Annotated in this window: 17 protein-coding genes and 1 pseudogene; 16 read left to right on the top strand and 2 right to left on the bottom strand. The window is 65.6% G+C overall.

Annotated elements, in window-relative coordinates; translation table 11 throughout:
* The first annotated feature begins 200 nt into the window (after positions 1 to 200).
* Positions 201 to 1,166 (top strand): alpha/beta fold hydrolase, encoded by a 966-nt coding sequence (locus HTA01S_RS13290; protein ID WP_169804777.1) that lies wholly within the window; start codon positions 201 to 203, stop codon positions 1,164 to 1,166.
* 72 nt (positions 1,167 to 1,238) lie between these two features.
* Positions 1,239 to 1,382, top strand: a pseudogene (locus tag HTA01S_RS26270) (DUF6920 family protein); the annotation flags it as partial.
* Between the two features lie 134 nt (positions 1,383 to 1,516).
* Here HTA01S_RS26270 and HTA01S_RS13295 read toward each other — a convergent pair.
* Entirely contained in the window at positions 1,517 to 2,539 is a 1,023-nt protein-coding gene (locus tag HTA01S_RS13295) for a LacI family DNA-binding transcriptional regulator (protein WP_068172265.1), read from the bottom strand.
* Positions 2,540 to 2,899: 360 nt separating this feature from the next.
* Between HTA01S_RS13295 and HTA01S_RS13300 the strand changes: the two genes are divergently transcribed.
* The 9 genes from HTA01S_RS13300 (at position 2,900) to HTA01S_RS25270 (ending at position 14,724) form a co-directional block, all read left to right on the top strand.
* Positions 2,900 to 4,174 carry an ABC transporter substrate-binding protein gene (locus HTA01S_RS13300; protein ID WP_068172266.1) on the top strand — a complete coding sequence of 425 codons (1,275 nt, stop codon included), beginning with the start codon at positions 2,900 to 2,902 and terminating at the stop codon, positions 4,172 to 4,174.
* A 19-nt stretch (positions 4,175 to 4,193) separates the two neighbouring features.
* On the top strand, positions 4,194 to 5,090 hold the full coding sequence (locus tag HTA01S_RS13305) for a carbohydrate ABC transporter permease (protein ID WP_068172268.1): 897 nt from the start codon (positions 4,194 to 4,196) through the stop codon (positions 5,088 to 5,090).
* 10 nt (positions 5,091 to 5,100) lie between these two features.
* Positions 5,101 to 5,919, top strand: coding sequence for a carbohydrate ABC transporter permease (locus tag HTA01S_RS13310; protein WP_068172270.1), 819 nt, complete (start codon positions 5,101 to 5,103; stop codon positions 5,917 to 5,919).
* An 11-nt stretch (positions 5,920 to 5,930) separates the two neighbouring features.
* Positions 5,931 to 8,168, top strand: coding sequence for a glycoside hydrolase family 2 protein (locus HTA01S_RS13315; protein WP_068172272.1), 2,238 nt, complete (start codon positions 5,931 to 5,933; stop codon positions 8,166 to 8,168).
* A gap of 15 nt (positions 8,169 to 8,183) precedes the next feature.
* Positions 8,184 to 9,284 carry an ABC transporter ATP-binding protein gene (locus HTA01S_RS13320; RefSeq protein WP_068172276.1) on the top strand — a complete coding sequence of 367 codons (1,101 nt, stop codon included), beginning with the start codon at positions 8,184 to 8,186 and terminating at the stop codon, positions 9,282 to 9,284.
* 2 nt (positions 9,285 to 9,286) lie between these two features.
* Entirely contained in the window at positions 9,287 to 11,461 is a 2,175-nt protein-coding gene (locus HTA01S_RS13325; protein ID WP_068172279.1) for an alpha-galactosidase, read from the top strand.
* Positions 11,462 to 11,999: 538 nt separating this feature from the next.
* Positions 12,000 to 14,171, top strand: coding sequence for a hypothetical protein (locus HTA01S_RS13330; RefSeq protein ID WP_068172282.1), 2,172 nt, complete (start codon positions 12,000 to 12,002; stop codon positions 14,169 to 14,171).
* 8 nt (positions 14,172 to 14,179) lie between these two features.
* Positions 14,180 to 14,485: a hypothetical protein gene (locus HTA01S_RS13335; RefSeq protein ID WP_068172285.1), complete on the top strand. Its 306-nt coding sequence runs from the start codon at positions 14,180 to 14,182 to the stop codon at positions 14,483 to 14,485.
* A complete protein-coding gene (locus HTA01S_RS25270) occupies positions 14,482 to 14,724 on the top strand; it encodes a hypothetical protein (protein WP_157572098.1) in 243 nt (80 codons plus the stop codon). Before HTA01S_RS13335 ends, HTA01S_RS25270 begins: the two co-directional genes overlap by 4 nt.
* Before the next feature lie 9 nt (positions 14,725 to 14,733).
* Here HTA01S_RS25270 and HTA01S_RS13340 read toward each other — a convergent pair whose 3' ends face one another.
* Positions 14,734 to 15,384: a glutathione S-transferase gene (locus HTA01S_RS13340; protein WP_068172288.1), complete on the bottom strand. Its 651-nt coding sequence runs from the start codon at positions 15,382 to 15,384 to the stop codon at positions 14,734 to 14,736.
* Between the two features lie 58 nt (positions 15,385 to 15,442).
* Between HTA01S_RS13340 and HTA01S_RS13345 the strand changes: the two genes are divergently transcribed.
* From HTA01S_RS13345 to HTA01S_RS13365, 5 genes are all read left to right on the top strand, one after another.
* Positions 15,443 to 15,922, top strand: coding sequence for a hypothetical protein (locus HTA01S_RS13345; RefSeq protein WP_068172291.1), 480 nt, complete (start codon positions 15,443 to 15,445; stop codon positions 15,920 to 15,922).
* Positions 15,919 to 16,260, top strand: a complete 342-nt coding sequence (locus tag HTA01S_RS13350) for a single-stranded DNA-binding protein (RefSeq protein ID WP_068172294.1) — start codon at positions 15,919 to 15,921, stop codon at positions 16,258 to 16,260. The genes HTA01S_RS13345 and HTA01S_RS13350 overlap by 4 nt, the downstream gene beginning before the upstream one ends.
* A gap of 86 nt (positions 16,261 to 16,346) precedes the next feature.
* The gene (locus HTA01S_RS13355; protein ID WP_068172297.1) at positions 16,347 to 17,933 is read left to right on the top strand and encodes an alkaline phosphatase D family protein; all 1,587 of its coding nucleotides are present in this window, start codon (positions 16,347 to 16,349) and stop codon (positions 17,931 to 17,933) included.
* A gap of 65 nt (positions 17,934 to 17,998) precedes the next feature.
* The gene (rsgA, locus tag HTA01S_RS13360) at positions 17,999 to 19,111 is read left to right on the top strand and encodes a ribosome small subunit-dependent GTPase A (protein WP_218017352.1); all 1,113 of its coding nucleotides are present in this window, start codon (positions 17,999 to 18,001) and stop codon (positions 19,109 to 19,111) included.
* A gap of 206 nt (positions 19,112 to 19,317) precedes the next feature.
* The gene (locus HTA01S_RS13365) at positions 19,318 to 19,683 is read left to right on the top strand and encodes an RNA recognition motif domain-containing protein (RefSeq protein WP_068172300.1); all 366 of its coding nucleotides are present in this window, start codon (positions 19,318 to 19,320) and stop codon (positions 19,681 to 19,683) included.
* Positions 19,684 to 19,781: the final 98 nt, after the last annotated feature.

Genomic DNA, 19,781 nt, shown 5'->3' on the forward strand with positions numbered 1-19,781 from the left:
CAGGCTTGCATGGTAATGCAGGTGCATTGTCATGGCAATGCGGGTGCATTGCTCGGGGTCAACAGATTCGAGCCGCTTGATGTGAGTCAACGGGATTGGGCCGCGCAACCCAAAAAATGGCCTGTGGACCGAACTGGCAGGGCCGGGCGAAGCAGACCACTTACTTGGGGGAAACGATGATGCGCAGCGCCAGGAAGACCATGAAAGCGACGGCCTGGGGTGCCGTCGCCTTGGGCCTGCTGGTCGTGGCCCTGTGGACCGGCTGGCGCTTCCGGCAGGACATCGGGCGGGCCGGCGTGTTGTCGGCCGCGGGCAGCGAGCTGGTGAACACCCGGTGCGGCCCTATCGAGGTGCAGCAGGCGGGGCAAGGCATTCCGCTGCTGGTGATCCACGGCAGCGGAGGCGGCCACGACCAGGGCATGGCGTGGGCGCGACCCTTGACACAACACGGTGTGCGGGTGATCGCGATGTCGCGCTTTGGCTATCTGCGCACGCCCCGGCCGGCGGACGCCTCGCCCGAGGCGCAGGCCGATGCGCATGTGTGCCTGCTCGATGCGCTGGGGCTCCAGCGCGCGGCGGTGATGGGCGTGTCGGTGGGTGGCCCGTCGGCCATGCAGACCGCCATCCGCCACCCGGACCGCTTGAGCGCGCTGGTGCTGGTGGTGCCGATTGCCTGGAAGCCCGGCGACGTCGCGGCCACGGCGCCGCCCGTTTCCGACCGCAAAGACGCGCTGCTGCTGCGCCTGCTGGGTTCGGACTTTCTGTTCTGGGCCGGCCTGCAGCTGGCCCGCGATCAGGTGGTCCGCCACGTGCTGGCCACGCCGCCCGAGCAGGTGGCCGCGGCCAGCGAAACCGAGCGTGCGCGCGTGAACGATCTGGCCGACCGCATCCTGCCGGTGTCGGCCAGGGTGGCGGGGCTGCGCGACGACACCCGGCTGGGCAAGGGGCTCAAGGCCTATGCGCTGGCGCGCATCCAGGCGCCCACGCTCGTGGTGAGCGCGCGTGACGATGGCTTTGGCACCTACGCGCCCGCCGAGTACACGGCCAGCCAGATCGCTGGTGCGAGGTTTCTCGGTTTTGAGCAAGGGGGCCACCTGCTGGTGGGGCACGATGGCACCGTGCGCGATGCCGTGCTGGCTCTGCTGAGATCGGCTCACCGGCCCTGAGCCCGGTCCACACCTTTCACTCGACCCCGCAGCGGAGAACGGACATGGGACTTCTGAAGATCGCACTGGCCACTGCCCTGGGAAGCGGTGGACGAGCGATCGGCCCGAGCCGCTATGACCGACGGCGAGCTGTCGCTCACGCTGACGTTCACCTTTGACGCACAAGGGCTGATGGAGTCGGTGCGTGCCGATGCGCGCGCCAAGATGGTGGAGCAGGATCGCGCCGCTCTCGAAGATCAAGATATGCAGTTCGTCGATCAGGCCGTGGACCAGAAGGTCGTTCCACAACACATGGCTGCCGAAAACGAGAACGTCGCTCAGCGTGCTCGCCTGGTGCTGCAGCGGCCCGGTCAGGCGGCGCCGCTGCGCGCCGGGCCGGTGGAGGTGCGCACCACCAGCACCGGGTCGGGCACCTGCACAATGGTGGGCTCGTGCGTCGGGTTTTCTATCAGGTCCAGCAGCAGGTTGATGGAGATGGTGGCCACCTGCTCAATGCCCAGAGCCACCGTGGTGAGAGCGGGCCGCATGTCCTTGGCCAACTGGATGTCGGTGATACCGATAAGCGAGATGTCTTGCGGAATGCGGATGCCCCGGTCGGCCAGCGCCTGCGAGGCGCCATAGGCCATCAAGTCGTTGGTGCAAAAAATGGCGGTGAGATCGGGGTGCTGCTCCAGCAGCGACACCGCCGCGTCGTGGCCACCGGCCACGGTGTCACTCACGTTGCGGATGACCGCGTCCGGCAGCGCCACGCCAGCCGCGTGCAGCGCATCGCGAAAACCTTCGAGCCGCCCGACCTGCATGCCTTCCAGGCCACAACCCACAATCACGCCAATGCGCCGGTGGCCCAGCGTCAGCAGGTGCTGGCCGGCAATCTCACCAGCGCGGTGGAAGTTCACCACCACATGCGGGATCTGGTCGGCCAGGTCCACCTTTTCTTCGGACGCCAGCACGATGGGGGAGCGGCGCGTTTTCAGCGCGTTGATATCGTCGGCACTGATACCGGTGTGCAGCACCAGCACGCCGTCGGCCAGCGTGCCGGCGATCTGGTGCAGGTAGGCGCGGCCAATGTCGGGGCGCTCGTCGGTGTTGCACACCATCAGGAAGTAGTTGCGGTGCCGCGCCACGCGCTCGGCCACGCGCACGAACTCGGGGTAAAACGGATTGTTGATGTCGGGCAGCACCAGCGCCACCATGGACGACTTGCCCTCGGCCAGCGCACGCGCCATCAGGTTGGGCCGGTAGCCGGTGGCGGCGATGGCTTCCTGCACCTTTTGCACGGTGGCAGGCTTCACCTTCTGCGTGTTGCGCAGCACGTTGGAGACGGTGGCGGTGGTGACACCGGCCAGGCGGGCGACTTCACTCAGGGTGGCCATGTGCGCTGCGACTTCATGTGAATGGGCATCAATTGATGCGTTTTTTTGAACCCTGGGACTTACCCTAGGACGCAGTCTATTTGTCTGTACCCGTAGATATACTCCAAAAATGGCTGAATTTAACCGCTTAAATTCTAATTTTTAGAGTGTTTCAGAGGAGCTTCCGGGATGTCGCTCTCTTGGTCAGTCAGCAAACGCGGGCCTGAGTCGGCTTGAAAATTTAACCGCTTAAATTTTGGAAAGGATGCCCGTCGCACCACCGTCATCACACGCTTACCGGAGACAACAAGCCAGGCTGCCCATGTTCTACCGGCCGCCACTTGCCACCAATTCATTGACACAGAGACAGGAAAACAAACCATGAATTTCGCGAAACGCAGCACCCTCAGCGCCATGATCGGCCTGGCCCTGAGCACCTCCGGCCTGATGGCCAGCCACGCCGCCCACGCGGGTGAAGTCACCATCTGGGCCTGGGACCCCAACTTCAACATCGCCATCATGCAAGAGGCCGCCAAGCGCTACACCGCCAAGCACCCCGGCGTGACCTTCAAGATCGTCGACATGGCCAAGGCCGATCTGGAGCAGAAGCTGCAGACCACCCTGGCCTCCGGCGTGACCAAAAACCTGCCCGACATCGTGCTGGTGGAAGACTACAACGCACCCAAGTACCTGCGCTCATTCCCCGGCGCGTTCGAATCCCTGTCCGGCAAGGTGGACCACAAGGGTTTTGCCAACTACAAGGTCAACCTCATGACCCTGGGTGGCAAGGTGTACGGCCTGCCTTTTGACACCGGCACCACCGGCATGTACTACCGCACCGATCTGATCAAGCAGGCCGGCTTCAGCGACAAGGACATGCAGAACATCACCTGGGACCGCTTCATCGAAATCGGCAAGCAGGTTGAAGCCAAGACCGGCAAGAAGATGTTTGCCATGGACCCGCAGGACGGTGGCCTCATCCGCGTGATGATGCAGGGTGCCGGCCGTTGGTACTTTGACAAGGACGGCAAACTCGACATCAAGAGCAACCCCGCGCTCAGGGCCGCCCTGGAAACACAGGCCAAGTTCCTCAAGACCGGCATCTACAAACCCACCTCCGGTTGGGGCGAGTGGGTGGGCGCTTTGAACAAGGGTGACGTGGCATCCATCACCACCGGCGTGTGGATCACCGGCTCGGTCAAGGCCGAAGCCAGCCAATCCGGCAAATGGGCCGTGGCACCCACGCCCCGTTTGGACCTGCCGGGCGCAGTGAACGCCTCCAATCTGGGCGGCTCCAGCTGGTATGTGCTGTCCAGCGGCAAGGAGAAGGCCGCGGCGGCCGACTTCCTGAATGAGATCTACGCCAAGGATGTGGATTTCTACCAGACCATCCTGCAGTCCCGCGGCGCCGTGGGTTCGCTGCTGGCTTCCCGCAGTGGCAAAGCCTACTCTGAAGGCGATGCTTTCTTTGGCGGCGACAAGGTGTGGCAGAAGTTCAGCGACTGGATGGGCAAGGTGCCTTCCGTGAACTATGGCATGTACACCTACGAGGGTGACGCCGCCGTGGCCGCCCAGCTGCAGGGCCTGGCCCAGGGCATGCCGGTGGACAAGGTGCTGGAGAACATCCACAACCAGCTCGCCTCGCAAGTCAAATAAGCCGAACCGGAAGACCACCATGGGGCCCACGCCTGCGACCAGCTACCGGCGTTTTTACGACGTCAACGGCTGGCTCTTTGTGTCCACCGCGCTGGCGCTGATCGGGGTCTTCATGGCCTACCCGATTGCCAAGTCGCTGTGGATGTCCCTGCACGCCGGGCAGGGGACCGTCATCGAATTCGTAGGCACCGGCAACATGGTGCGTCTGGCCAGCGACCCGATCTTTCTTCGGGCGCTGCAGAACACTTTTATCTTCCTGATCATCCAGGTGCCGCTCATGATCGTGCTGGCCCTGGTCATGGCGAGCTGCCTGAACATGCCGAACCTGCGCTTTCGCGGGCTGCTGCGCACGGCGGTGTTTCTGCCCTGCGTGACCTCGCTGGTGGCGTATTCGGTGCTGTTCAAGAGCATGTTTTCGTACGACGGCCTGATCAACCATGCGCTCGCATGGCTGGGCCTTATCAGTGAGCCAATTCCTTGGCTCAACGACCCATTCTGGTCCAAGGTGGTCATCATCACCGCCATCACCTGGCGCTGGACCGGCTACAACATGATCTTTTATCTGGCGGCCATGCAGAACATCGACAAGTCGATCTACGAAGCCGCCCGCATTGACGGCATCTCGGCCTACCGCCGCTTTGTCTCCATCACCATCCCCATGCTCAAGCCGGTGATCCTGTTCACCACGGTCACCTCCACCATCGGCACGCTGCAGCTGTTTGACGAGCCCATGAACATCACCTCCGTCAGCGGCGTGGTGTCCGACAGCACGCTCACGCTCTCGCTCTACATCTACAACCTGTCGTTCAAGTTTGTGCCCAACTTCGGCTACGCCGCCACGGTGTCCTACGTCATCGTGCTGCTGGTGGCCCTGCTGGCATCCATCCAGTTCTATGCCGCCCGAGAGCGAAAGTGAGGAACACAGGATGACCAACTGGACTGAAAAATTTCGCATGGCCGGCGTCTACCTCTTTCTGGGGGTGATGGCCTTTCTCTCGCTCTTCCCCTTTGCCTGGATGGTGATTGGTGCCACCAACACGTCGGTGGACGTGACCAAGGGCAAGTTTTCGCTGGGCACAGCCCTGTTGGACAACGTGGCCAAGCTCAACAAGACCTTCGACATGGCGCAGATCTTCTGGAACTCCGGAAAGATCGCCCTCCTGGGCGGCTTCGCCACGCTGATGATCTCGTCCATGGCCGGCTATGGCTTTGAAGTGTTCAGCTCCAAAGCCCGCGAACGCGTCTACAACGGCCTGCTGCTCACGCTGATGATTCCGTTTGCCGCACTGATGATTCCGCTGTTCATCCTGATGGCGCAGTTCGACCTGCTGGACACGCACATGGGTGTCATCCTGCCCGCGCTGGCCTCGGCCTACATCGTTTTCTACTTCCGCCAGAGCACCAAGGCCTTCCCGTCCGAGCTGCGCGAGGCAGCGCGGCTGGATGGCCTCAAGGAGTGGCAGATCTTTCTGTTCGTCTACATGCCGGTGATGCGCTCCACCTACGCGGCGGCTTTCGTCATCATTTTCATGACGGCGTGGAACAACTTCCTCTGGCCCCTCATCGTGCTGCAGTCGACAGAGCTCAAGACCATCACCCTGGTGTTGTCCTCGCTGGGCTCAGCCTACTTCCCGGACTTCGGCGTGATCATGGTCGCCGCCGTGCTCGCCACCTTGCCCACCCTCGTGGTGTTTTTTGCAATGCAACGGCAGTTCGTACAGGGCATGCTGGGCTCCGTCAAATAGGGTTTTTCTTCATGCGAACCGTTACCAAGCTCGTCTCGGGCTGGACCTTTCACACTTCTTTTTCGTCTGAACACACCACCAAGGCCCTGCCCGGCGTCGCCGTGCGCCTGCCACACAACGCAGTGGACCTGGAACTGACCTACCTGGACGAGCACAGTTACCAGAAGGAATTTGCCTACCAGTACACCCTGGCCTGGGAGCCCGCCTTGGCGGGCCGCGAAGTCAGCCTGCGCTTTGACGGCGCCATGGCCAACAGCGTGGTCTGGGTCAACGGCCAGCAAGTCGCCGCGCACAAGGATGGCTACACCCCCTTCAGCGCCCGCCTCACCGGCCTGCTCAAGGAAGGCGACAACCTCATCACCGTCAAGATCGACGGGAGCGAGAACCCCGAGATCCCGCCCTTTGGCGGCCAGATCGACTACCTGACCTATGCCGGCATCTACCGCGATGTGTGGCTGCAGGTGAACGACGCCGTATCGATTGCCAACCTCAAGGTGGAAACCTCGCAGGAATTGACGGACACCAAGGGTGTGCTGGTCAAGGGCTTCCTGGCCAACCCCGCGAACGCCCCCGTCAGTGGCAAGGCCCTGGTCGAACTCTGCAGCGTGGACGGCACCGTGCTGCACCAGCAGACCGTCAGCCTGGGTGCCACGGGTTTTGAAGCCGCATTTGCATCACTCGCAGGTCTCAAACTCTGGGAGCTCGACGCGCCTCAGCTCTACCTGGTGCGCGCCACGTTGGACAACGGCGACCAGCTCAGCACGCGCTTCGGTTTCCGCACCGCCCGCTTCACCACCGAGGGCTTTTTCCTCAATGGCAAACACCTCAAGATCCGCGGCCTCAACCGCCACCAGAGCTACCCCTACGTAGGCTACGCCATGGGCCAGCGCGCCCAGGCCAAAGATGCCGACGTGGTGAAGCACTCGCTCAAGTGCAACCTGGTGCGCACCTCGCACTACCCGCAGTCCACCTACTTTCTGGACCGCTGCGACGAGATTGGCCTCTTGGTGTTTGAAGAAATTCCAGGCTGGCAGCACATTGGTGGCCAGACCTGGCAGGACGAGTCGGTGGAGAACGTGCGCCGCATGGTGGAGCGCGACTGGAACCACCCCTCCATCATCATCTGGGGCGTGCGCATCAACGAGTCGCAGGACCACCACGACTTCTACACCCGCACCAACGCCATGGCGCGCAGCCTGGACACTACACGCCAGACCGGCGGCGTGCGCTACATCGAAAACAGCGAGCTGCTCGAAGACGTGTACACCGTCAACGACTTCTGCCACGTCGCCACTCCCGAATGGATGAAGGGCATTGCCCCCACACCCCTGCGCCAGCCGCGCCAGGTGACCGGCCTGGACCATGAGGTGCCGTATCTCATCACCGAGTTCAACGGCCACATGTACCCCACCAAGCGCATCGACCCCGAAGACCGCCAGGCCGAACACGTGATCCGCCACCTGCAGGTGCTGGACAAGGCGTATGAAAACCCGGTCATCAGCGGCGCCATTGGCTGGTGCATGTACGACTACAACACGCACAAGGACTTTGGCGCGGGTGATCGCATCTGCCACCACGGCGTGCTGGACATCTTCCGCGAGCCCAAGTTCGCCGCCTGGGGCTACACCAGCCAGTGCAGCCCAGCCGAACAGGTGGTGCTGCAGCCCGTGACCTATTGGGCCCGTGGCGAGAAAGACCGCTGCGAGGTGCTGCCCCTCATCGTGCTGACCAACTGCGACCATGTGGAACTGAAGGTGGGCGACTTTGCCGCCAAGCGCGCCGAGCCCGACCGCGAACGCTACCCCCACCTGCCGCATGCGCCCGTCATCTTCGACAGCCGCCACGTCAACATGAGTGACCTGGGCGCCTGGGGCATGCTGTGGCGCGACGCCACCGTCACCGGCTACATCGATGGCAAGGCCGTGGCTACCGTGAAGCTCTCCGGCAACCCGCTGCCCACCACACTGCAGGTGCAGGTGGACGACACGGTGCTGCGCGCCGACGAGAAAGACGCCACCCGCGTGATCGTGCGTGCGCTGGACCAGGCCGGGCGCTTGTTGCCTTTCCTGGACGAGGTGGTGCATGTACAGGTGGCCGGTGCGGCCAGGCTGCTGGGGCCCGACACGCTCACGCTCAAGGGCGGAGTGACCGGCTTCTGGGTCGAGACCACCGGCGCGGTGGGCGACATCACCGTGCGCGTCTCCACACGCCGCATGGGCGAGCAAGTCCTGACACTACGCGCAGAATAAAACGAGGAGAACCGCATGGCAGACGTCAAACTCACCCAGGTCCGCAAATCGTTCGGCGATGTCGATGTCATCCGGGGCGTGGACCTGGACATCAAACACGGCGAGTTCGTGGTGTTTGTCGGCCCCTCGGGCTGTGGCAAGTCCACGCTGTTGCGCGCCATCTCGGGCCTGGAAGACATCACCAGCGGCGAGCTGCGCATCGGTGAACAGGTGATGAACCACGTGGACCCGTCCAAACGCGGTATTGCCATGGTGTTCCAGAGCTACGCGCTGTACCCCCACATGACGGTGCGCGAGAACATGGGCTTTGCGCTCAAACACGCCGGTGTGGCCAAGGCGGAGGTCGCCACCAAGGTGGACGCCGCCGCCAACATCCTGGGCCTGGGCCCGCTGATGGAGCGCAAGCCCAAGGCCCTGTCGGGCGGGCAGCGCCAACGCGTGGCCATCGGCCGTGCCATCGTGCGCGACCCGCAGGTGTTTCTGTTTGACGAACCCCTCTCCAATCTGGACGCCGAGCTGCGCGTGCACATGCGCATCGAGATTGCGCGCCTGCACCGCGAACTGGGCAGCACCATCATCTATGTGACGCACGACCAGGTGGAGGCCATGACGCTGGCCGACAAAATCGTGGTGCTGCGCGCCGGTGTGGTGGAGCAGGTGGGCGCGCCGCTGGAGCTGTATGACAACCCAGCCAACACCTTTGTGGCGGGCTTCATCGGCTCGCCCCGCATGAACTTCTTCGACGGCACAGTGACGGGCCACAACCGATTCAACGGCGTGAACCAGTGCCAAGTGGCCCTGGCCGGCTTTGACAACACCGTGGTGACCCTGCCGCTGGACGGCAACCTGCCCGCTGTGGGCACCGAGGTGTCGGTGGGCGTGCGGCCCGAACATTTCCAAGAAGACGGCAGCGCCACGCTGCCCGTCAGCATCGACATGCTGGAGCATTTGGGCGGCGAGACCTTTGTGTACGCACGCTCGGCCAGTGGTGTGATGGTGGTCATGGAAAGCAAACACGGTCGCAGCCTGCGCTCGGGCCAGACAATGGACGCCCACTTTGACGCGGCCAAGGCCCTGCTGTTTGACAAGAGCGGCCAGCGCATCTACTGCAACTGAACATGCCCACCCACGCACCCGAGGCCTCTGCCGCATTCACCGTTTTGCACGGCACCCACAGCAGTGTGGTGCTGGAGGTGCGCCCGGACGAGGCACCGCTGTGGCGCTATTGGGGCCCGCGCCTGCCGGACCACTGTGTGCCGCTGGCGCCGCTGCGGGATGGCCGGGCCATCCCGCCCAGCAGCATGGAGTTGGACCAGCCGCTGACCGTGGCGCCCACCTTTGGCGTCGGCTGGTACGGCCAGAGCGCGCTGCTGGCACACCGCAGCGGACGGCAGTTTGCTCAGCAGTTCACCGCCTGCCGTATCGAGACCCTGGTGCCCGGCCAAAGCATTGCCATCCACCTGACAGACAGCGTGGCCCAGCTGCGCCTGGTGCTGCACCTGGCGCTGGACGCTAACGACGTGCTGCAGCTGCGCTGCGAGTTGTTCAATGACGGTGCCGACGTGCTGGACGTGCACTGGCTGGCCGCGGGCACCGTGCCGCTGCCGGGCGATGCGCAGGGCGTGCGCTCCTACACGGGCCAATGGGCCAATGAATTCCAGCTGCAGGTGGATGCCCTCTCGCGCAGCCTGTGGCAGCGCGAGAACCGGCGTGGCCGCACCTCGCACGACAGCTTTCCGGGCGCCGTGGTCACCACGCCGGGCGCCACGCAGCACACGGGCACCGTGTATGGCGCGCACCTGGCCTGGTCGGGCAACCACCGCCAGGCCATTGAATGGCTGCACGACGGCCAGTACCAATGGCAAATGGGCGAATGGCTGGCGCCGGGCGAAGTGCGCCTGGCTGCGGGTGAATCGCTGCAGACGCCCACGCTGTTTGCCAGCTGCTCCACGCAGGGTCTGAACGGCCTGGCCGCCAACTTCCACGCCACGGTGCGCAGCCGCCTGCCCTGGCCCGGCGGGCGCATGCGCCCGCGCCCCGTGCACCTGAACACTTGGGAGGCGGTCTACTTTGACCACCGTACCGAGGACATCCGCGCGCTGGCCGCTGCCGCCGCCAGCGTGGGCGTGGAGCGCTTTGTGCTGGACGACGGCTGGTTCCAGGGCCGGCACAGCGACCAGGCCGCGCTGGGCGACTGGTGGCCCGACCCCGGCAAGTACCCGCACGGTCTGCAGCCGCTGGCGAACCATGTGAACGAGCTGGGCATGGAGTTTGGCCTGTGGGTGGAGCCCGAGATGGTGAATCCCGACAGCCAGCTCTTTCGCACCCACCCCGACTGGGCGCTGCAGCTCGAAGGCCGCCCGCTGCTCACCATGCGCAACCAGCTGGTGCTGGACGTGGCCCGCCCCGAGGTGGCGGACTACCTGTTCACCCAGCTGGACACCCTGCTGCAGAACGTGCCCATTGCCTACCTGAAGTGGGACATGAACCGCGACCTGACCACGGCGGGCGATGCGTTGGGGCGCCCGGCCTACCGCAGCTTTGTGCACGCGCTGTACGCCCTTCTGGACCGGGTGCGCGCCGCCCACCCGCAGTTGGAGATTGAAAGCTGTGCCTCTGGCGGCGCCCGGCTGGACATGGGCGTGCTGGTCCACACCCACCGCGTGTGGACCAGCGACTGCAACGATGCGCTGTCGCGCGTGAGCATCCAGCGCGGTGCGCTGCAGTTTTTGCCACCCGAGATTCTGGGCGCCCACATTGGCCCCGCGCCCGTGCACACCACGGGCCGCAGCCAAAGCCTCAACTTCCGCGCCGGCGTGGCACTCAGCGGCCACCTGGGCATAGAGGCCGATGTGCGCCACCTGAGCGACGAGGAGCGCATGGCGCTGGGCCGCTGGGTGGGCCTGTACAAACAGCTGCGCAACCGCCTGCATACCGGCCAGGTGTGGCTGGGCGAGGCCGGCGACGGCGTGCTGTGGCAAGCGCATGGTGACGCCCATGCCAGCGAGGTACTGCTGCTGGTTTACCGCACCACGCCCACCAGCCACCGCAACACGCCCCCGCTGCGCCTGTCCATGCTGCGCACGGCCGCGCACTACACCATCGAACGGCTGGACCCCACGCCGCCCGACTGGACCAGCAGCCCGCTGAACGACGCGGCCCTGGCCGCCGGGGCCCAGCAGGCCCTGCCGCCCACCGCGCACGGCGCCTGGCTGGCGGCCGTGGGCCTACCGCTGCCGCGCATGAACGCGGAGAGTGCGTTGATCTACCGGTTGCGGCTTGTCCCACCGTAAAAGTCGCGGCAATTTTCAAAACTTGTTATAGGCCATGCACCTGATGCATCAACACGCAAGTTTCGGAACGAGGCGTCGACTGAGCTTCTGATCCGCGTCCTGACGCGTGAACGTCCACCCGATGGTTCGCTGAGCAGCGTTGCGGGCCTGCTGCCAAGCTTCAGCCTCGCGTTGCAGTCGGCGTCGGCATTCAACACGCCGGTCCAGGCATTGACGACTGAGGATGCCGATCTTGAGTGGATGTTCAGGTTGTCGATCACCAGATGAACGCGGCGAGCCTTGGCATGCGTGTGGGTCAGCAGGTCGTCGACGAGGGTCACAAAGTCGGCCTTGCAGGCTGATGACACGCGGCCTGCCTTGTATCCGCATGTAAAACCCCGCAAAAGCAGACCGTTGGCTCTCCCAAACAGGGGATGGCGCTCTCCCATGTGGGGGATGCCACCCGCGCAGGCGACTCGCAGACTGAACGCGGTCGTTTCCCATGACGCATCGGGCCTCATGCGGATCGATCGCCCACCCCAATCACCGAGGAGTCGCCATGGCCAAGTCACCCAACCCAGGTGCGGGCAGCAATGCCCGCACCACTCCGTCCCCTGATCGCGCCGCTGTTGCCGCAGCGCGCCTGTCCGCCGACTTTGACGCCGCCGAGTCGGCGGTGGTCGGCAAGCTGGGCGCCGCGCGCCTGGCGGCCTTGAGCGGTGCGCCGATCAAACGCCTGGCCGGTCAGCCGGTGGCCGAGCTGAAGGCCAAGCTGGGCCATGTGCTGGACCCGCGCTGGCTCTTCATGCAGCGGGTGTGCGGCAAGGTGGTGCGCACTGACGCGACCACGGGTCGCCAGATGCCGGTGCCGCTGGCCACCGTGCAGGTGGAAGACACCGACTGTTCGCTGTTCGCTTTCCACCCCGTGGGTTCGCCGTGGAGCTGGCTGTTTCCGTTCAACTGCCGGCGCGAGGTGATCGCCACCGTGAAGACGGACGCGTGCGGCAACTTCTGCGTCTGGATTCCACGCTTCGACATCGACTGGGTGCTGCGCTGGCGCACGCTGCGGCTGTGTTTCCCGGTGCTCTTCGAGCGGCCGAACTGGCGCGAGCTGCTGGACGATCTGCGGGAGCGCATCCCGGTGCTCACCGAGCGCGACCCGCGCGGGCCCATCCCGGGGCCGGATCCGGCGCCCGACTTCGCGGCACTGCGGCGCATCGCCGCGATGGGCGATACGCGCGCGGCCGAGGCACTGGCCCGCTTCGAGACCCTGCCCGGCGCCGCGTTTGGCGAAGACACTTCCGCGCTGGACCAGGCGCTGGACGCACCGGCGGCGCTGCGCATGGCGCCGCCGCTGCCGGCCGACTTCATGGTCGACACCGGTGGCAAGAAGGGCGTGCTGTCGCGCGTGGCGCTGGACAGCGTGGCCGCACAGCTGCGGCTGGACCCCAAGGCGTTCGAGGGTTTTGACCCGCAGCACTGGATCGGCCCGATGCGGCGCTGCGTGAACATTCATGTGCCCGAGTGGGTGCCCATCATCGACGTGCCCGACATCACCTTCCGCGTGCTGCAGGACGTGGACGGCGACGGCGTGGAAGAGGTGATCTATGGCGAGAGCCACTTCGACGTGCGCTGGAACGCCGGGAACCTGCCCTTCGTGACGCTGGAGGCGGACCCGAGCGCGCGCGTGGCGCCCGACTGTTTCCCCGACGAGCAGATACCTTGCGGCAACGCGCCCGCCATCGTCATGGCCGGGCGCCTGCCGCTCACGGGTGACCCGACTACCTTTGACGGTGCCACCGGCTACAACCTGCGCACCAACCGCCCGCACCCCTCGGGCACCAGCGTCGATGCCTTGCCCAACCCGACCGCGCGTTCCCCGGCCTACGGCAAGCTGTCGCTGCTGGGCTGCCACCGCACGCACCCGGCGGCCACGCACTACCGCGTGCTGTACCGCCACCGCGCGCCGGGCAGCGCGGTCTTTGGCCCGCAGACGCCTTTTGTGGGCGTGAGCTGGTGGCTCTACCGGCTCAACGGCGTCGGCGTGGGCGAGTGGCACGCGCCCACCAGCGATGCCAACGGCTGGTACCCGATCAACCTGCCCGCCGGGCCCAACAACTGGCTGCCCAGCGAGCAACTGCTGCTCGACTGGCCCACGGGAGGCGCCTACCCCGACGGCACTTACGAGCTGGTGCTGCAGGTGGGCACGCTGCCAAGCAACGTGTTGTCCAGCGCGGCGCCGGTGGCGGTGGTGGTGGACAACCACGCACCCGGCTTCGTGTTCGACATCGCGTGGCGCAAGGCCGGCGATGCCGCCTGGCTGCCCATCGGCGGCAACTGCCCGGTGGTGCACCGTGGGGCTGTGCCGGTGGCGGTGGAGTTCCGCGTCACGATGGACGTGCACAGTGAGCACTTCCGCAACGCCTACTTCCACCCGACCGTCTGCGGCAACGTGGGCATGGTGCGCACGGGCGGCAGCGGTGGTGCGGACGGGCCGCTCGGCTTTGAGCACTGGCACACCACGGTGGGCGACCAAGGCGGGCTGATGCAGGCGGTGTACACACTGCCGGCCGCCGCCGCCCAGGGCTCCTACGGCTTCTTTGCCCGCAGCGTCTCGCGCGCCTTTGACACCAACCAGGTGATGGCGCCGCCGACACCGGCCTTCGAATACGAGGCCACACGTGTGTACCAGGACGCGAGCCGCCTGTTCGCGGTGTTCAACGCCGATTGAGCCCGCCCATGGACCTCGGCTTTGGCTCCGAGCCACCGTGGTTTGAAGCGGTGCTCTCGGTGCTGGCCGTGTGGCGGCTGGCCCGGCTGGTGGCGCGTGAGCGGGGCCCGTTCGACCTCGTCTCGCGCCTGCACGTGGCCGCGGCCGGCACGCCGCTGGCCGACGGCCTGGCCTGCGTGCACTGCCTAGGCGTCTGGCTGGCGGTGCTGCCCGCGGCCCTGCTGGCGCCGGGGTGGGTGGCGGGGTTGCTGCTGTGGCTGGCCGTGGCCGGCGGCGCGAGCGCAATCGAATTGGCTGTGGGAGAACGATCATGAGCTGTTGTCAACGACCCTCGGCGCTGGTACCCGACCGCTGGGCCGCTGCCGGTTCGCCGCAGCCGCCCGCTGCAATGGCGGCTGTGCCCGGGCGCCTGCGTTTCAACGGTGGCCGGGCGCTCAGCCTCCCGGTGGGTCATCGCCGGGTACTGGCCCGGCCGGGTGAGGAACTGTTGGGTTTGAGCGAAGCAGAGCGCGAGGTGCTGTGGCGCACCGGTCTGTTCGGGCCGGTGGTCTGAGCGACCGCCTCACGCCGTGGGGAAAGCGGTCGTCTGGTTGGCCGGCAGCTTTGTCATCGCCGTGTTGAACAGGGTGGTTGACAGCCAGCCGTGCAGCCAGTCCTTGAGCGCAGGCAGCGGCAGTGCTTCAAACCATGCGGGATCCACCGCAGCGAACTGCCGCACGAACGGAAAGATGGCGATGTCGGTGGCGCAGGGGGCCTGACCACCCAAATGGCCGGTACTTTGCAACTGCGCGTCCAGCGGACTCAGCAACACGTCCACCGCCTGCTCGCGGTGGTGTGCCTTGGAATCCACGCCGTCGAAGCGCTCGGGGTATTTGTACTGGTCCAGGTGGTGTTTGAATCCGCCGTCGCAGGCCGACAGCAGCGCCAGGTTTGTGTCGCTCTGCCCACGCGCCCACCAGCCGTCGACGTCACCGGTTTCCAGGAAGGCCCAGCGCACGATGTCCAGGCTCTGCTCCAGCACCTGGCCGTCAGGCAGCCGCAGCACAGGCACCGTGCCCTTGGGTGATAGGGCCAGCATCTGGGCGGGTTTGTCGCGCAACACGATCTCGAACGCGTCAAACGCCACGCCCGCCTGCAGCAGGGCCAAACGCGCACGTATGGCGTAGGGGCAGCGGCGGTAGGTATAGAGCAGCGGGGCGGATTCTGACCTCATGGCTGGGCATTACATCGCAAACCCCTGTGCTGCGGGCGCCGCCGTTTACCATCCCCCCATGACCCAAGACACCCAAGACCCGATCCACGAAGACCGCGTGTGGAGCGACGAGCACTGGACCGCGCGCGTGATCAAGAACGAAGACGACGATGGCTGGGCGGTGGCCATGTTTCTGGACGGCCAGACCGAGCCCGCGCTGGTCGGCCCCTGGACCATGGGGCGCAACAAAAAGGACCCCAAGCCGCTGGACACCAGTGCGTTCAACACGCTGGTGAAAACGGCGAAAGAGGTGATCCGCCGCTCGGAGCAGCAGCGCTTTGCCGAGCTGAACAAGAACGTGAGCATCACGGTGGGTGGCCAGCGCATCCGCGTGGAGCTGGCCATCGTGCCGGACGAAGAGGGCGCCACCGCCACGCTGCGCGCGCTCAACGAGTTCGACGAAGAGCTGGCCCTGGTGTCCGCGCCGCCAAACTTTAAACTCAACGCGAACAGCGCCGAGGCCTGGGTGGTCTCGGGTTTCGAGAAGCCGCGCTCATGATCGACGGACTCATTGCCGGCCGCCTGATGGGCGACGCTTCCCGCCGCGTGGACAAGGCGGGCCGCGGCTACATCGTGGCGCGCGTGCTGGCGCGTAACAAGGCGGACGAAGAGTTCATCGTCAACGTGATCGCCTTCGACGAGGCGCCCTGCGCGGCGTTGCTGGCGCTGGCCGATGGCGAGGCGCTCACGCTCTCGGGCGCGCTCACGCCCAAGGTGTGGACCGACAAACAGGGCATCGTCCGCCCGAGCCTGGACCTGATTGCCGCACAGGTGATGACGGCCTACCACGTGAGCCGCAAGCAGGCTGCGCTGGGTGGTGGGTCGGTGTCTGAATAGTGGCGAACTGACACGCGACCTTCATACGCCTGACATCGAAACCCCGAAGACTGCAGCGCTGTTGCAACTGTCTTTGGAGTGTTTCGATGGATCGTCGTCTTTTCATGGCCCAAGGGGCCTTACTTGGTGGTGCCGTGGTGGCGCCAGCGTCGCGTGTGTGGGCGCAGGGCGCCGCAGCCCCCGCCATCATCACGCGCGATGGCGCGCGCCCGCAAATGGCGCATGGCATCCAGAGTGGTGACCCGAAGGCCGATGGCGCGGTGATCTGGACGCGCAGCGACCGCCCGGCACGCCTGTGGCTGGAGTGGGCCACCACCGCGAGCTTTGCCAATGCCACCCGCGTGCGTGGCCCGCACATGCTGGAAGACTCCGACTTCACCGGTCGCGTCGACCTTACCCGGCTGCCCGCCGGCCAGGAGATTTTTTACCGCGTGGTGCTGCAGGACCTGCACAACGAGCGCGTGCTCTCGGAACCCCTGCTAGGGCATCTGCGCCTGCCACCGGCGGCCACCCAGGGCCGGGCCACGCGCGACGTGCGCTTTGTCTGGAGCGGTGACACGGCCGGGCAGGGCTGGGGCATCAACGAGGCCTGGGGCGGCATGAAGATCTACGAGCAGATGCGCAAGACCAACCCCGACTTCTTCCTGCACTGCGGCGACACCATTTACGCCGACGGTCCGATCAGCGCACAGGTGAAGCTGGCCGACGGCAGCCTGTGGAACAACGTGGTGACCGAAGAGGTGAGCAAGGTCGCTGAAACACTGAACGAGTTCCGTGGCCGCTACCGCTACAACCTGATGGACGCCAACGTGCGCCGCATGGCGGCCGATGTGCCCCAGATCTGGCAGTGGGACGACCACGAGGTGGTCAACAACTACTCGGATGCCAAGGACCTGAGCGACGACAAGCGCTACACCGAGAAGAACGTCCCGCTGCTGGTGGCGCGGGCCACCAAGGCTTTCAACGAGTTCGCACCGATGCGCCGCACGGCCGATGTGGAGTCCGAGCGGGTGTACCGCCACCTGCCGCAAGGCCCGTTGCTCGATCTGTTCGTGGTGGACATGCGCAGCTACCGCGGCCCCAACACCGCGAACCTGCAGACCAGTGAAAGCGCCGAGACCGTCTTCATGGGCAGGCCCCAGCTGGACTGGCTGCTGGACGGGCTCAAGCGCTCGAAGGCGGTCTGGAAAGTGATCGCCGCCGACATGCCACTCAGCCTGCATGTGGCCGATGGCAAGGAAAAATGGGAAGCCATCGCCAACGGCGAAGACGGCGCACCCAAGGGCCGGGAGCTGGAACTGGCCGGTCTGCTGCGCGCGATCAAGAAGGCGGGGATCAAGAACTTGGTGTGGCTCACCGCCGACGTGCACTACACCGCGGCCCATTACTTTGATCCGGCCAAGGCGCAGTTCAGCGACTTCTCGCCGTTCTGGGAATTTGTCTCCGGCCCGCTCAACGCCGGCGGCTTCGGCCCCAACAAGACCGACGCCACCTTCGGCATGCAGGTGGTGTACCAGAAGGCGCCCACCGAGGTGAACGCGCCGCCCACCAATGGCCTGCAGTTCTTCGGCCAGGTCGACATCGACGCCCGGACGCGCGCGTTGACGGTGACGCTGAAAGACCTCGCGGGGGATTCGCTCTACAGCAAGACGCTGGTGCCGCAACGGGGATAAGCGCCGCTTCGCCGCGCCTGGGAGCCGGGACGTTCGGGTCAACGTCCACGCCTCCCTGGAAATGCTTGAGCCAGCGCAAGCAAGGCTCCCACGGCATCGGCGAAACTGTGTCCATGGAACTCAGTGAACTGGGCATGGATGCATGGCTCGCCCCCAGCATCAGCGAACTGGCGGCGCTGGACCTGTGTGCCGCCCGGGTGACGGCGGTGGACCGGGGCCGTTACCTGGTGCGCAACGAGGCGGGCGAGGTGCCCGCCGAGCTCACGGGCAAGCTGCTGCACCTGGCCGAGAGTTCGGCCGATCTGCCTTGCGTGGGCGACTGGGTGGGCGTGCGTTACCGCGATGGCGGCACGCAGGCGAGCATCCACACGGTGCTGCCGCGGCGCTCGTTCCTGCGGCGCAAGGCAGCGGGCCGCGACGTTGAATTCCAGATGATCGCCGCCAACATCGACGCGGCGTTCATCGTGATGTCGTGCCACTTCGATTTCAACATCCCCCGGCTGGAGCGTTACCTGGTGATGGCGCACGACGGGCATATCGAGCCCGTGGTGGTGCTGACCAAGACGGACCTGATCAGCCAGGAGGTACTGGAGCAGCTGATCGGGCAAATCCGGCGCGTGGGCGTGGAGGCCCGGATCGTCTGCGTCAGCAGCGTGACCGGCGCGGGCGTGGAGCAGGTGCGCGAGCTCATGACACCGGGCAAGACGTACTGCCTGCTGGGCTCATCGGGCGTGGGCAAGACGACGCTGATCAACCGCCTGCTGGGCGACGGCGATCTGGAAACCCGCGAGGTCAGCCACACTGGCGAGGGTCGCCACACCACCACGCGGCGCCACCTCATCGTGCTGGCGCACGGCGCGCTGTTGGTCGACATGCCCGGCATGCGCGAGCTGGGCCTGCTGGGTGCGGGCGAAGGCATCGAAGACAGCTTCGCCGACATCGCCGAGCTGGCGGGCCAGTGCCGTTTTCCCGATTGCACGCATGGCAGCGAACCGGGCTGTGCGGTGCGTGCCGCGATCGACCGGAACGAGGTCAGCGAAGCGCACCTGCGCAACTACCTGAAGTTGCGCAAGGAGTCCGAGTTTCACGAGCTGTCGCTCACCGAGCGGCGCAACAAGGACCGCGCGTTCGGCCGCTTCATGCACAACTACAAGAAGCGGAAGGGCAACCGGGACTGATGGCGCCAGGCGCAGGCGGGATGCGGGAACACGGTTCACAAATAAAAACCGCCCGTCGCGCCCAGAGGCGCATAATGCCTTGGCGTAGGCGTCAAGCCTGCGCATTCAGGTGATCGGTCAGTTTCGCGCGCTACGGCGGCACTCTAGGGTTTGTTGAGCTTTCGGGACCCCATCGCTTTTGTGTATCTGTTTTTTCTGGAGTCCCTATGGGCAATAAACTTTACGTCGGCAACCTGCCGTACACCGTCCGTGACGAAGACCTGCAACAGTCTTTCAGCGAGTTCGGCTCGGTCACCAGCGCCAAGGTCATGATGGAACGCGACACCGGTCGCTCCAAGGGCTTTGGTTTCGTCGAAATGGGCAGCGATGCCGAGGCGCAAGCCGCCATCAATGGCATGAACGGTCAGTCGCTGGGTGGCCGCAGCGTCACGGTGAACGAAGCCCGTCCGATGGAGGCACGTCCTCCCCGCACCGGCGGCTACGGCGGCGGCGGTGACCGCTCGGGTGGCGGTGGCTACGGCGGTGGTGGCGATCGCTCCGGCGGTGGCGGCTACGGCCGCGGCGGCTACTAAGCCCTGCGCATCTACCGTCTTAGCCCAGCGCTGAGACCAGCCAAGAGGCTTCGGAACTCCGGTTCCGAAGCCTTTTTTTTGGGACGCGTGCCGTTGGG

It is taken from the genome of Hydrogenophaga taeniospiralis CCUG 15921 (assembly GCF_001592305.1).
Taxonomy (GTDB): Bacteria; Pseudomonadota; Gammaproteobacteria; order Burkholderiales; family Burkholderiaceae_C; genus Hydrogenophaga; species Hydrogenophaga taeniospiralis.

What these genes read in the sequence shown, in the direction of transcription:
- HTA01S_RS13340 (WP_068172288.1), bottom strand. Translation starts at nt 15,384, where the DNA reads ATGAGGTCAGAATCCGCCCCGCTGCTCTATACCTACCGCCGCTGCCCC.
- HTA01S_RS13350 (WP_068172294.1), top strand. Translation starts at nt 15,919, where the DNA reads ATGATCGACGGACTCATTGCCGGCCGCCTGATGGGCGACGCTTCCCGC.
- HTA01S_RS13290 (WP_169804777.1), top strand. Translation starts at nt 201, where the DNA reads ATGAAAGCGACGGCCTGGGGTGCCGTCGCCTTGGGCCTGCTGGTCGTG.
- HTA01S_RS25270 (WP_157572098.1), top strand. Translation starts at nt 14,482, where the DNA reads ATGAGCTGTTGTCAACGACCCTCGGCGCTGGTACCCGACCGCTGGGCC.
- HTA01S_RS13330 (WP_068172282.1), top strand. Translation starts at nt 12,000, where the DNA reads ATGGCCAAGTCACCCAACCCAGGTGCGGGCAGCAATGCCCGCACCACT.
- HTA01S_RS13320 (WP_068172276.1), top strand. Translation starts at nt 8,184, where the DNA reads ATGGCAGACGTCAAACTCACCCAGGTCCGCAAATCGTTCGGCGATGTC.
- HTA01S_RS13305 (WP_068172268.1), top strand. Translation starts at nt 4,194, where the DNA reads ATGGGGCCCACGCCTGCGACCAGCTACCGGCGTTTTTACGACGTCAAC.
- HTA01S_RS13365 (WP_068172300.1), top strand. Translation starts at nt 19,318, where the DNA reads ATGGGCAATAAACTTTACGTCGGCAACCTGCCGTACACCGTCCGTGAC.
- HTA01S_RS13295 (WP_068172265.1), bottom strand. Translation starts at nt 2,539, where the DNA reads ATGGCCACCCTGAGTGAAGTCGCCCGCCTGGCCGGTGTCACCACCGCC.
- HTA01S_RS13335 (WP_068172285.1), top strand. Translation starts at nt 14,180, where the DNA reads ATGGACCTCGGCTTTGGCTCCGAGCCACCGTGGTTTGAAGCGGTGCTC.
- HTA01S_RS13300 (WP_068172266.1), top strand. Translation starts at nt 2,900, where the DNA reads ATGAATTTCGCGAAACGCAGCACCCTCAGCGCCATGATCGGCCTGGCC.
- HTA01S_RS13315 (WP_068172272.1), top strand. Translation starts at nt 5,931, where the DNA reads ATGCGAACCGTTACCAAGCTCGTCTCGGGCTGGACCTTTCACACTTCT.
- HTA01S_RS13325 (WP_068172279.1), top strand. Translation starts at nt 9,287, where the DNA reads ATGCCCACCCACGCACCCGAGGCCTCTGCCGCATTCACCGTTTTGCAC.
- HTA01S_RS13310 (WP_068172270.1), top strand. Translation starts at nt 5,101, where the DNA reads ATGACCAACTGGACTGAAAAATTTCGCATGGCCGGCGTCTACCTCTTT.
- HTA01S_RS13345 (WP_068172291.1), top strand. Translation starts at nt 15,443, where the DNA reads ATGACCCAAGACACCCAAGACCCGATCCACGAAGACCGCGTGTGGAGC.
- HTA01S_RS13355 (WP_068172297.1), top strand. Translation starts at nt 16,347, where the DNA reads ATGGATCGTCGTCTTTTCATGGCCCAAGGGGCCTTACTTGGTGGTGCC.